Below are 12,759 nucleotides of genomic sequence, written 5' to 3'. Positions count from 1 at the left end.
CATCGGTAAGGCCGAGAACACCGCAGACGAAGACTGGGACTTCTAGCCCCCGCTAACAACCAGTTGAGTGGTCAGTTTTTGTAATTCTGACGCCGTCAGAATTACAAAAACTGACCACTCAACTGGTTGTTAGCGGGGGCTAGAAGTCCCAGTCTTCGTCTGCGGTGTTCTCGGCCTTACCGATGACGTACGACGAGCCCGAGCCCGAGAAGAAGTCGTGGTTCTCGTCGGCGTTCGGCGAGAGCGCCGAGAGGATCGCCGGGTTCACGTCGGTCACCGACGAGGGGAACATCGCCTCGTAGCCGAGGTTCATGAGCGCCTTGTTCGCGTTGTAGTGAAGGAACTTCTTCACGTCCTCCGACCAGCCGACGCCGTCGTAGAGGTCGTGCGTGTACGCGACCTCGTTCTCGTAGAGGTCGTACATGAGGCCGAACGTCCAGTCCTTGAGCTCGTCGCGGCGCTCCTGCGAATCGCGCTCGAGACCCTGCTGGTACTTGTACCCGATGTAGTACCCGTGCACGGCCTCGTCGCGGATGATGAGGCGGATGAGGTCGGCGGTGTTCGTGAGCTTTGCGTGCGACGACCAGTACATCGGCAGGGAGAAGCCGGAGTAGAAGAGGAACGACTCGAGGAGCGTCGAGGCGACCTTCTTCTTCAGCGGATCATCGGCGTGGTAGTAGTCGAGAACGATCTGTGCCTTCTTCTGCAGCAGCGGGTTCTCGCGCGACCAGCGGAACGCGTCGTCGATCTGCGGCGTGTTCGCGAGCGTCGAGAAGATCGACGAGTAGCTCTTCGCGTGCACCGACTCCATGAACGCGATGTTGGTCAGCACCGCCTCTTCATGCGGCGTGGTCGCATCCGGGATCAGCGACACTGCACCGACGGTGCCCTGGATGGTGTCGAGCAGCGTGAGGCCCGTGAAGACACGCATCGTGAGCTGTTTCTCGTACTCGGTCAACGTGTTCCACGATGGGATGTCGTTGGAGACAGGAACCTTCTCGGGCAACCAGAAATTGCCTGTCAGGCGGTCCCACACCTCCGCGTCCTTCTCGTCGGGCACTCGGTTCCAGTTGATGGCCGAGACCCGGCTCACCAGCTTGATGGGTGCGCCGTCTGCGGGACTGTGTGTGCCTGCGGTCATGGTGGTCGCCTCCTGGGGCGGTGTTGACGGTTGGGAGGTGTGCGGTGTGGTGGTTTACAGCATGCAGCTGACGCAGCCTTCTACCTCGGTACCCTCCAGTGCGATCTGACGCAGGCGGATGTAGTAGAGCGTCTTGATCCCCTTGCGCCAGGCGTAGATCTGCGCCTTGTTGACGTCGCGCGTGGTCGCGGTGTCCTTGAAGAACAGCGTGAGACTCAACCCCTGGTCGACGTGCTGGGTCGCGGCGGCGTAGGTGTCGATGATCTTCTCGTAGCCGATCTCGTACGCATCCTGGTAGTAGTCCAGGTTGTCGTTCGTCATGTACGGCGCCGGGTAGTAGACACGGCCGATCTTGCCTTCCTTGCGGATCTCGATCTTCGCCGCGACCGGGTGGATCGAGCTCGTCGAGTGGTTGATGTAGCTGATCGATCCGGTCGGGGGCACCGCCTGCAGGTTCTGGTTGTAGATGCCGTCGCGCTGCACGGCAGCCTTCAGCTCACGCCAGTCGTCCTGCGTGGGGATGTCGATCTCGGCGTCGGCGAACAGTTCTCGTACCCGCTCGGTCGCGGGCTCCCACGCCTGATCGGTGTACTTGTCGAAGAACTCGCCGCTGGCATACGTGGACTTCTCGAAGCCCGCGAACGACCTACCGCGTTCGCGCGCAATCGCATTCGACGCCCGCAGTGCGTGGAACAGCACCGTGTAGAAGTACATGTTCGTGAAATCGATGCCCTCGTCGCTGCCGTAGAAGATGCGCTCGCGTGCGAGGTAACCGTGCAGGTTCATCTGGCCGAGGCCGATGGCATGCGAATCGTTGTTGCCCTTCTCGATCGAGGGCACCGAGGTGATCGCCGTCTGGTCACTCACCGCGGTCAGGCCGCGGATGGCCGTGTCGATCGTCTGCCCGATATCGGGAGAATCCATGGTCTTGGCGATGTTGAGTGAACCCAGGTTGCACGAGATGTCTTTGCCCACATGGGAATACGAGAGGTCGTCGTTGTAAGTCGACGGCGTCGAGACCTGCAGGATCTCCGAGCACAGGTTGGAGTGGGTGATCTTTCCGTCGATCGGGTTCGCCCGGTTCACCGTGTCCTCGAACATGATGTAGGGGTAACCCGACTCGAACTGCAGCTCGGCGAGAGTCTGGAAGAACTCACGCGCCTTGATCTTGGTCTTGCGAATCCGCCGGTCCTCGACCATCTCGTGGTACTTGTCCGTCACGTTGATGTCGGCGAACGGCACCCCGTAGACACGCTCGACGTCGTACGGGCTGAACAGGTACATGTCGTCGTTGTTCTTGGCGAGCTGGAAGGTGATGTCGGGGATGACCACACCGAGGCTCAGCGTCTTGATGCGGATCTTTTCGTCGGCGTTCTCGCGCTTGGTGTCGAGGAAGCGGTAGATGTCGGGGTGGTGTGCGTGCAGGTACACCGCGCCCGCACCCTGCCGTGCGCCGAGCTGATTGGCATACGAGAACGAGTCCTCGAGCAGCTTCATGATCGGAATGACACCCGAGCTCTGGTTCTCGATCTTCTTGATCGGCGCGCCGTGCTCACGGATATTGCTGAGCAGCAGCGCGACACCACCACCGCGCTTGGACAGTTGCAGCGCCGAATTGATCGCTCGCCCAATGGATTCCATGTTGTCTTCGATGCGAAGCAGGAAGCAACTCACCGGCTCACCGCGCTGCTTCTTTCCCGAGTTGAGGAACGTGGGTGTCGCAGGCTGGAATCGGCCCTCGATGATCTCGTCGACCAGCGCACGTGCCAGCGACGTATCGCCGTCGGCGAGCGTCAGCGCGACCATGCACACACGATCCTCGAAACGCTCGAGGTAGCGCTTTCCGTCAAAGGTCTTCAGTGTGTAGCTGGTGTAGTACTTGAACGCTCCAAGGAACGTCGGGAAACGGAACTTCTTGGCGTAGGCGTGACCGAAGAGCAGCTTCACGAACTCACGGTCGTACTTGGCGAGAACCTCCGGCTCGTAGTAGTTCTCCTCGAGGAGATAGTCGAGCTTCTCGTCGAGATCGTGGAAGAACACCGTGTTCTGGTTGACGTGCTGCAGGAAGTACTGATGTGCAGCCTCGCGATCCTTCTCGAACTGGATCTTCCCGTCGATGTCGTACAGGTTCAACATCGCGTTGAGCGCGTGGTAGTCGAGCTCACCCGGATCGTGATCGGCCGGGCCGGCGTGCACGCCTGACACACTCGCCGACGTGGTGGTGTCCGGGACTGTGGATTCCGAGACGGATGCGGTAGGCGACACGAAGAGACTCCTCGGAGTGTGGGATGCGTGTGGACGTGATGGAAGGGTTGCCGGATGGTCGAGACGATAGCGGGCGGTACCGACACTCAGGCTCGGACGTTGGCTGCCGTCTCGGGATCGACGAAGGCGTCGCTGCGCGAGAAGTCGACCAGACCGCTGCGGACGCGGTCGACGTCGTCAGAAGTGCCCATGAGCTCGAATCGGTAGAGATACGGAACCGAGCACTTACGCGAGATGATGTCGCCGGCGAGACAGTACTCCTCGCCGAAGTTCGTGTTCCCCGCGGCAATGACGCCACGGATCAGCGAACGATTGTGTGTGTTGTTCAGGAACTTGATGACCTGCTTCGGCACGAAACCGTTGCCTCCCGTCGACGACGGTTTGCCGCCGCCGTAGGTAGGACAGATCAGGACGTAGGGTTCGTCGACCTCGAATACCGCACCTCCGGACCGCTCGCCGTCGAGAACCGGGATACGCGCCGCGCGCATTCCCAGCTTCTCGACGAACCGATGAGTGTTCTCCGACACCGATGAGAAATAAACGATCAGCGGTGACTCGAGAGACGGATGTGACGTGAGAGATGGTGATTCAAGAGACGATGTTGTGAGAGACATTCGATCCGGCTTCCCCTTCGGATCGTGATGCGAAGGCTTCAGGCTGCGCGTGTTGACAACGCTTTGATGCGGTCGAGACGGAAGCCCGACCAGTGCTCATCGTCGGCGACGACGACGGGCGCCTGCAGGTACCCGAGAGCCATGACGTAATCGCGAGCGTCTGCATCCTGGGTGATGTCGACGACCTCGTACTCGATGCCCTGCTTGTCCAGAGCCTTGTAGGTGGCATTGCACTGCACGCAGGCCGGTTTGGTGTAGACGGTGATGGCCATCAGATTGCTCCTCGGTCGTGGTGACGTCGTACTGCCTCAGGTGGTACTGCCTCAGGTGATTCTCCAGAGTGAAGATAGTGATCTGGGTCACCGACCTCACCGCCGTCTCGGAGGTTTACAAGCGATCCTCGTCGTCGGCCTTGCTGGTGTTCCAAACACTACACCTTGTGTCTGACATTTGGTTGCACCACTAGAACTTGTAATGACATCGATGAAAGTCGCAGGTCGCGGGCCTACGCGATCGTGAACTCCGGCGTGTCGCCTTGCGAAGCGCGACGACCGCCCGGGTCGGAACTCACACTTTTGTGATTCTTCCGACACGGGCGGCCGCAACAGACCCTCACCGATCACTACCTCATACCGATACCGCGACCTCGGATCCCAGTACGCGCACGGCGTCGACGGCACCGTCGATGACCTCGGCGGGAAGTCGGCCCGAGTCGTCGAGCTGGCTTCCGGACACTCCGAACTCCACCTCCTCGACGACCTGTCCACCCGCGATCTTCACCGACTTGCGGATGTCCTCACGCGACCACGTCCCTCCGAAACGGCCAAGCACGACCCCGATGACACCGACCGGCTTGCCGGTCAGAGCACCGGCTCCGTACGGGCGGGACAACCAGTCGATGGCGTTCTTCAACACCGCAGGGGCCGAACCGTTGTACTCGGGCGTGACGATCAACACGGCATCAGCCGCGGCGACCCGCTCCCGAAGCGCGACGACCTCGGGATCGAGTACGCCGACCGTCGAACCCGGCGCGTAGTCGACGTCTTCGTTGTAGAACGGCACACGACCGATGTTCTCGACCACCGAGAACTCGATACCGGCGGGGGCATTGCGAACCACGGATTCGGCGAGCTGCTTGTTGATCGATGCCGACCTCAGGCTGCCGACCAATACGGCGACGGTGACCTTGGCGTTCTGTGCTGTGATGTCGTGATCTGGCACGAGACTTCTCCTTTTCATGGCGCTACACTTGGTTGGTAAAACCGGACCGCGGTCCGATTTGTTCCACCGAGATTCGCTCCGCAGCGCGGATCCGTCAACCGTTAGGCTCATCACATGCGTAAAGAGGTCGAGGGAGGACCACGGTCACTGCAGTTAACCCAACCCGACAGCGTCGAACGCGCTGACGCGGCACGTAATCGGCGATTGCTGCTGGCCGCAGCGAAAAACCTGATCGACAATCACGGCGCCGCCGCGGTCACCATGGATGCGGTCGCGCGCGAGGCAGGCGTCGGTAAGGGCACCGTGTTCCGACGGTTCGGTAGCCGAACCGGGTTGATGTTCGCCCTCCTCGACCACTCCGAATCGGAATTACAGCAGTCCTATCTTTCGGGCCCCGCCCCGCTCGGACCGGGCGCCGACCCCCTCGAACGACTCCTCGCCTACGGCGCCGCGCGGTTGAAGATGAACGCGGCGCACCTCGACATCCTGCTCGAGGCAGACCTACCGGGCACCGAGTTCTGGAGCCATCCCGTGTCCCGCGCATCGAGTATGCATATCCAGATCCTGCTGCGGCAGTTGGGTTTCCCGGATCCAGTCGAGGTGACGGCGATCGCACTACTCACGCCGCTCGGCGCCACCGCCGTCAAGCACCTGACCGAGGTCGTCGGGCTCGACCTCGAGACGATCATCACGCAATGGCGCACCATGGTGACCTCGATGGTCGACGGCTTGCCACGCAACTGACGATCGCACGCGCAGTGCACAATCGACCTCGCCGCGCGCGACGCCACGATCGGCCCTAGCCTGTTCATGGTGGAAGGGAAGACAACGTGAAGGCAGTCATCATCGGTGCGGGCATGGGCGGCATGAGCGCGGCTATCGCCCTGAAACAACTCGGATTCGACGTCGCGGTCTATGAGCAGGTGACCGAGAACAAGCCGGTCGGTGCCGCGATCTCGGTGTGGTCCAACGGCGTCAAATGCCTCAATCACCTCGGACTCGAGGAAGAGACCGCAGCGCTCGGAGGCATCGTCGACACCATGAGCTACGTTGACGGCCACACGAGCGAGACCATGTGCCGGTTCAGCATGCAGCCGCTGATCGACGAGGTCGGCCAACGCCCCTACCCCATCGCGCGGGCCGAGTTGCAGCTCATGCTCATGAACGCCTACGGATTCGACGACATCAACTTCGGTATGAAGATGGTCTCCGTCGAGGACGGACCCGACGCTGCCACAGTGCAATTCGCCGACGGCACCAGCGTCAGCGGCGACATCGTGATCGGCGCCGACGGCGCGAAATCACTGACCCGCGAATACGTTCTGGGCGGCCCGGTCACCCGACGCTACGCGGGCTACGTCAACTTCAACGGCCTCGTCGCCACCGATCCGGCCATCGGCCCGTCGACCGAGTGGACGACGTATGTCGGTGACGGCAAACGGGTTTCGGTCATGCCGGTGGCGGGCGACCGCTTCTACTTCTTCTTCGACGTCCCGATGCCCGAGGGACAGCCCTTCGAGCGGGGAACCGCCCGCGAGGTACTCACCAAGGAGTTCGATGGCTGGGCGCCCGGGGTGCAGACGCTCATCGAGAAGCTCGATCCCGCAACGACGAACCGCGTCGAGATCCTCGACCTCGATCCGTTCGACACCTGGGTCAAGGGCCGCGTGGCGGTACTCGGCGACGCCGCGCACAACACCACTCCCGACATCGGGCAGGGCGGCTGTTCGGCGATGGAAGACGCTGTGGCACTGCAGTTCGCCTTCCGCGATCACCCCGACGACGTGTACGCCGCGCTCGCCGACTACCAGGCCGCGCGCGCCGAGCGCGCGGGGGACCTCGTCCTCCGTGCACGCAAGCGCTGCGACGTGACACATGCGAAAGACCCCGAGAAGACGGCGCAGTGGTACTCCGAACTCCGAGAAGAGGACGGCACCAACATCATTCGGGGCATCGTCGGCAACATCGTCGGCGGTCCGGTCACCTGAGCAGCCGGCGGTAGCGGGTAACCGCTGCGCACCCTTAACCGCCGGTCTGCTGCGCGCTCTCCGGCGGGTTGACAGCGATACCTGCCGGATCGGCGCCCAAGCCGTCGTGCGCGACGAGCGCGTTCTCGCGCGAGAGCGTGGGCCCCGCGACGAGCAGCGAGATCACATCCCACGGAGCGGGGGTCGGCGATGCGCCGAGTCGCAGGACCGACCCCGTCTTCGCGTCCGGCACGCCGTACCGCACACCGGTATCGGCGACGTAGAACCTCGATTCCGCACGTGCACTATCTGATTCGTTTCCGGTCACCTGGACATAGGCGCCCGAGCCTGGTCGCACGTACACCTGGTCGACGCCGGGGCCCGATCCGTCGGCACTCGCGACACGGACCGGTCTCGCACCGCCGGGCAGCGGCAGGGTATCGCCGACGAGCAGCGTTGTCCGAGCCGCATCGGCGCCGCGCGCCCACGCCCGGCACACCGTACCCTCGCCGGCTGTGACGAGATGCGGTGTCGTCGTGGGGAAGTCGGCAATGGGCAGATCGTCACGCATCGGACTAGCGGCGACAACGCCTGGCGCGACGGTCGCCACCGGCGCGGCGTCGTCACGCTCCGCGAGACGCAGAATCTCGGCCGTGGCCGCGCTGATGGGCTGAACACCGCTGCGCAGCAGCACGTAATAGCCTGCGACGCCATTGGCCGCAGTCGTCTTGATGACCGAACCGACACGTGCGCCGGCCGGTGAACCGCCCGCCAGTGAACTCACGCCACCCTCACCCGCGATGTCCGGCAACGTCAACGGGTCGACCTCGGGAAAAGTGTTGAGCAACCCGCGACTGATCGGCCGCGGCGTCCGACCCTCCAGTCCCAGCGCCCGCAGGACCGGAACGCTGGTCGTATCCACCTGCGCGCGAACAGGTGTCGGGTGTCCGTCGCGGTCGAGCTGGTAGATCAGGAACACCCCGGCACCATCGGTCACGTACAGGGCATCGTCGGCGTTCGCGGCACGGATGTCTGCCCCGAGTTCCGGTTCGCCTGCGACGACCGTCAGCGCTCCGGTGCGCGCGCCGACCGAACCCGCACCGACCCCCGACGCACCATCGGCCGCACTCGCATCGGAACTATCGCACACCGTCCACGCGGAAGCACTCGAGACCGGCAGCGCCGACGGCGCACCGGGGATACCGAGGAGAGGGCCGCGCGGGTATCGGGCAAGCTTCTTCTCCGACGCCGACGCAGGCTTCTCGTCGCTACCCGTGATGAGTCGTGCCGACGCCAGGTTGAGCACGGGGTGCATGGTGCCGTCGATGACGACGTAGGTGCCACCGGTCTTCGCCGCGACGATGGTCGACTTGCCCACGGAGCCTTGCGGACTGACAAGGCCCCACACCGCGAAACCTGCGAGCACGAGTACGCCGAGCACCGCCCCGACCGCCAAGGCACGTCCCTGTGAGCGCATCGGGTCATGCAACATCCGCACGTCTCGACGAATCAGCGCGTGATCGAGGCGCCGCAGCAGAAATCTGTAGCCGTTGACCTGCGCTCGGGTCGTCAGTTGACGCGCCATACTCCCCCTCCCCCAACATCGTTCCCCACGCGCTTTCGTGGCACCGCCTGTGTCAGGGCACTTCTCGCGTGACACCTGGCCTGCGCAACATCACGACGGCTGACCGGCGCGGTAGTAGCCTAACCGAACCAGACACGCACAAAACCGGCAATCCGGCATCACGTCTTCGGCTGTGGACAACATCCGATTCGACGCGCGCGGGCTCGGAAAACGCTCTACTACTGGGTGATACGTGTGCGGGGCGGCCGGCACACGGGCTGGTACAGGTTCGGGGAGAGGGAGCAACCACATGGCGTTCGACACGGGGCCGTCCACGCGCTCACGGCTACCAGGATTCGCGACGCTGGTCGGGATCGAGGCGCTGTTGGCCGCCGGGTTCATCGGCTGGTGGGCTGCGGGCGGCCGAGCGGGGGTCGTCGCACTCGGCGCGGCGGCGCTCATGGCGGTGACACTCGTACCGATCGCCGGTCGACATTCTCTGGCGGACAACATGATCCGTCGACTCGGCTTCTACTGGTCCCGGGCACGGCGTCGTCTCGCCGAGCTCGCACCCGCACCATTCGACGTACCCACATCAGGTCGCAGGCCGCGCGCCTCCTCTCTGAATGTGCGCGCAGAGGATGGCCCCATCGGTGTCCGCTGGGCAGGCGGCACGATGATCACCGTCCTGAGGATCTCCCCCGCACGCTGCACCCCGACGTTCCTCTCCCCATTCGGATGCGAGACGACCGAACCGGGACTACCGCTGGCAACCCTCGCCGGGTGCATCGACCCCTTCGACATTCCGCTCTCGTCGATCGACGTGATCAGCCACGGCGTACGGGTCGGCGGCGTCGGACAGGCGGCCGCGATCTACGAACGCACCCTCGGCCCACTTCCCGCGACGACGCACCGCAGCACCTTCGTCGTCCTACGACTCGATCCGACGCAATGCCCGAACGCGGTTGCCCGCCGCGGCGGAGGCGCGACCGGGGCCCTGCGCACCGCGACCATCACCACGCGACGGGTTGCGCGCCGACTCCGCGAATGCGGGCTCGTCGCCACTCCGCTCAACGCCACCGAGATGCGTGCGCTCACAGAGCAATTGACTCATGGCTCGGATCCGGACTCGATGACCGAAGAGTGGTCGCAGGTCACAGCGGGACGAGTCCGTTTCCGCACCGCGGCGATCGATCCCCGCGACCTACCGCGACTGTTCGGCACCGCCTGCCCCGGGGCGCTCGCGACAACGCTCACCCTCACCCTGTCCCACGGACGGGACGGCAAGCTCCGGGTGCGCGCGCTGATGCGCGTCGACGACGCCCCGGACGCCGGACGCGTCGTCGACACCTGGCCAACAGGTGCCACACCGCTCGATGGACGGCAGTCCGACGCCCTCACGGCGTCACTCCCCTATGCCGCCGCGCATCGGGTGCACCGCGGACTGCACGCGACGTCGGGCGCACAGGCCGACGCATTGCTCGACACTCTCCGGATACAGGTCAGCGGCTGCGGTCAGTTGATCGGCGCCGACCACACCGGTCGTGCGGTCACGTCGCGACTGTTCGGCCCCGGCATATCAGAGGTCGCCCTGATCGGCGATGCGCGCCTTGCCGCACAGATCGTGCTGCGGATCATCGCAACCGGCGGCGCAGTCACGGTGCACACCTCGCGTCCGGACGGGTGGCAACACCTCGTGGCGCGCGTCGGCGATCATCACGTTCTGAGTTTCGCCGACCCCCACGGCGACCTCGACGGCGGCGGGCGGATTCACCTCTTCGACGGTGTCGCACCGCGCTCCGTCTCAGCAGGTGCGACACGAATCGTCGTCACCAACAATCAGGCGACATTCGACGAATCCTCCACCACCGCAATGGAAGTGACTGCGGTCGAAGTGAGGCAAGATCCCACACGGCCGCACGACGTGACGCTGCGAACGGCTGATGCCTGCGTCCGGGTCACGATGGTCGCGACTCCCGAGGAGTCGCGGTTCAGCGACCAGCCGGCAGAGCAGCCGATGCCCTACCCCAGGCGTCCCGACCGATTTGGACTACTCGTCTGACAACAGCTTCTGTGTGACAGATCTGTTTCTCTGACGCGCTATTTCTCTGACGCCGACCCTGCTGGATCGTTGACCGGAACTCGTGCGCGAAAGAACAGTGCCCGACTCGACGACGCACGCACGACGACGTCGGGGTCACCATCGGGAATCCACGCCGCGTAGCCCGACGAGACCGACAGCGGCGTGTCGCCCGGTAGCCGCGCCTCGATGGTTCCCCCGAGCGCGGCAAGGATCTGCGGACCGGGCATGTCGAAGCAGATCGACGACGGCTGGTGCAGACCCGTGCCCTCCAACTCGACACGCGAGAGCCGGAATTCGGGCGCGGGCGTCAGATAGATCCGCTCGGTGCCGACCGTGCGGACGCGCGGCTTGAGATCGTCGGCGTCGACCGGGGTGAAGTCGAGAACACGCAACAGCTCGGGCACGTCGATGTGCTTCGGAGTCAGGCCGCCGCGGAGCACATTGTCGGAGTTGGCCATGATCTCGACACCGGTGCCGCTCAGGTAGGCGTGGAGTACCCCGGCAGGCAGGTACAGCCCTTCGGTTGGCGACAGGTGAATCCTGTTGAGCAGCAACGACGCGAGTACTCCCGGGTCGTTGGGGTAGATCTCGCCGAGCTCGAGCGCCGTACGCAGCTCCGGGCCGAACCGCGATCCCGCGTTCAGCGCGTCGACCGCTCCGGTGAGGACGGCGGGAACGAGAGTGCGCAACCGCGATTCGGGCAGGGTGAGCCACGTGGTGAACACCGCGCGCAGCCCTTCGGCATCCGGTTGGCCCGCCAGCATCCCGAGATAGGGGTCGAGTTCTGAGACCTGCAGTTCGCGCAGCAAGTCGATCGTCTGCGCGGGATCACGAAAACCCGCCAACGCGTCGAACTCGGAGATCGCGACGATCAGCTCCGGCTTGTGCGAGGCGTCCTTGTAGTTGCGCGTCGGCGCATCGATGGGAATCCCTGCGGCCTCTTCGCGCGCGAACCCTTCACGGGCCTGCTCAGCACTGGGATGAGCCTGCAGCGACAACGGTTCGTCAGCGGCAAGTACCTTGAGCAAGAAGGGAAGGCGATCGCCGAAACGATCGGTTGTCGCAGCACCGAGTGCCTGCTGCGGATCATCGTCGATCACGTCGAGCAGCGTGCCTTCCGGCTCGCCGTCGCTGCCGAGGACCGTCGCAGGTCCCTCGGTGTGTGCGCCGAACCAGAGTTCCGCCTCCGGGTGCGGCGAGGGAACCGGCTTCTGTCGCAGCGACGCGATAGCCGTTCGCGACCCCCAGGCGTACGGGCGGACCACTCCGTCCAGCAGTTTCATCAGTCTCCGATTCCGGTCAGGCGCAGATACACCGCGGCGATGTCGACGCGTAACGCGAGAAGCACATAGCCGACGAGGTCGGCGGGTCCGTCTGCGAGGTCCTCCGGCCCGACAGGCCCAGCCGGGTGCGCCGCGGGATCGGCATCGTCGACGTCGCCGAACACCGCTTCCGCATCCGGAATACCGACGATCCTGCGCTCGGCGAACCATTGCCTCGACGCCGTCGTGACCGCGAGCACGCGCGGCGGTTCGGCTGCCAATGGACCGTCGATCTGGGGGTCGTGGAAGATCGAGTCGACGGCGGACGCGCCCGAAGTACTCCACGACTGCAGCGAAATACTCGCGACGGCATCGATATCGGCTGTGGCGCAGACCTTTCCGGACAACGCGAGAAGTGACTTGGCGTTCCGTGCGGCGACCACCGACGCAGCCGGACTGTCGCCCGTCCATACGACTCGACGATCTGCCAGTCGAGCTGCCAGCAGTTTGGCGCGGTTGTGGAACGTCTCGCGGGCGGGATGATCTGTCGCCGCCTCGTCGTCGAGTGCGTCGGCAATGTCGCCCACGAGCGGCACCGGACCGGTGAACCGCACATCGGAGAGTGATGCGAATACCGCCAAC

General features: G+C 64.3%; 10 protein-coding genes and 1 pseudogene. 3 read left to right on the top strand and 8 right to left on the bottom strand.

All coding sequences use genetic code 11. From position 1 onward, the window contains the following. Positions 1–139 precede the first annotated feature (139 nt). From nrdF to B3T59_RS18945, 5 genes are all read right to left on the bottom strand, one after another. Positions 140–1,141 (bottom strand): class 1b ribonucleoside-diphosphate reductase subunit beta, encoded by a 1,002-nt coding sequence (gene nrdF / locus B3T59_RS18965; protein ID WP_287004778.1) that lies wholly within the window; start codon positions 1,139–1,141, stop codon positions 140–142. A gap of 54 nt (positions 1,142–1,195) precedes the next feature. Then, positions 1,196–3,406: a class 1b ribonucleoside-diphosphate reductase subunit alpha gene (gene nrdE, locus B3T59_RS18960; protein ID WP_287004776.1), complete on the bottom strand. Its 2,211-nt coding sequence runs from the start codon at positions 3,404–3,406 to the stop codon at positions 1,196–1,198. A gap of 86 nt (positions 3,407–3,492) precedes the next feature. Further along, the gene (gene nrdI, locus B3T59_RS18955) at positions 3,493–4,020 is read right to left on the bottom strand and encodes a class Ib ribonucleoside-diphosphate reductase assembly flavoprotein NrdI (RefSeq protein WP_287004774.1); all 528 of its coding nucleotides are present in this window, start codon (positions 4,018–4,020) and stop codon (positions 3,493–3,495) included. A gap of 38 nt (positions 4,021–4,058) precedes the next feature. After that, positions 4,059–4,292: a glutaredoxin-like protein NrdH gene (gene nrdH, locus B3T59_RS18950; RefSeq protein ID WP_287004773.1), complete on the bottom strand. Its 234-nt coding sequence runs from the start codon at positions 4,290–4,292 to the stop codon at positions 4,059–4,061. 355 nt (positions 4,293–4,647) lie between these two features. Continuing rightward, positions 4,648–5,241: an NADPH-dependent FMN reductase gene (locus B3T59_RS18945; protein WP_287004771.1), complete on the bottom strand. Its 594-nt coding sequence runs from the start codon at positions 5,239–5,241 to the stop codon at positions 4,648–4,650. Positions 5,242–5,355: 114 nt separating this feature from the next. On the opposite strand from B3T59_RS18945, the gene B3T59_RS18940 reads away from it, so the two are divergent. Continuing rightward, positions 5,356–5,985: a TetR/AcrR family transcriptional regulator gene (locus B3T59_RS18940; protein ID WP_064862896.1), complete on the top strand. Its 630-nt coding sequence runs from the start codon at positions 5,356–5,358 to the stop codon at positions 5,983–5,985. 86 nt (positions 5,986–6,071) lie between these two features. Continuing rightward, positions 6,072–7,229, top strand: coding sequence for an FAD-dependent urate hydroxylase HpxO (gene hpxO / locus B3T59_RS18935; RefSeq protein ID WP_287004770.1), 1,158 nt, complete (start codon positions 6,072–6,074; stop codon positions 7,227–7,229). 34 nt (positions 7,230–7,263) lie between these two features. Here hpxO and eccB read toward each other — a convergent pair whose 3' ends face one another. Further along, positions 7,264–8,793, bottom strand: coding sequence for a type VII secretion protein EccB (gene eccB / locus B3T59_RS18930; RefSeq protein WP_005205996.1), 1,530 nt, complete (start codon positions 8,791–8,793; stop codon positions 7,264–7,266). 289 nt (positions 8,794–9,082) lie between these two features. Between eccB and eccE the strand changes: the two genes are divergently transcribed. Then, positions 9,083–10,834 carry a type VII secretion protein EccE gene (eccE, locus tag B3T59_RS18925; RefSeq protein ID WP_287004769.1) on the top strand — a complete coding sequence of 584 codons (1,752 nt, stop codon included), beginning with the start codon at positions 9,083–9,085 and terminating at the stop codon, positions 10,832–10,834. A gap of 38 nt (positions 10,835–10,872) precedes the next feature. On the opposite strand, the gene manA is transcribed toward eccE, so the two are convergent. Both manA and B3T59_RS18915 read right to left on the bottom strand, forming a co-directional pair. Continuing rightward, on the bottom strand, positions 10,873–12,138 hold the full coding sequence (gene manA / locus B3T59_RS18920) for a mannose-6-phosphate isomerase, class I (protein WP_064867160.1): 1,266 nt from the start codon (positions 12,136–12,138) through the stop codon (positions 10,873–10,875). Then, positions 12,138–12,759: pseudogene (locus B3T59_RS18915) on the bottom strand (hypothetical protein); the annotation flags it as partial. The pseudogene B3T59_RS18915 and the gene manA, both read right to left, overlap by 1 nt.

Origin of the sequence: Gordonia sp. UBA7860 (assembly GCF_002500165.1) — a bacterium.
GTDB lineage: Bacteria > Actinomycetota > Actinomycetes > Mycobacteriales > Mycobacteriaceae > Gordonia > Gordonia sputi.
This window is presented reverse-complemented; position numbering and strand designations above follow the sequence as displayed.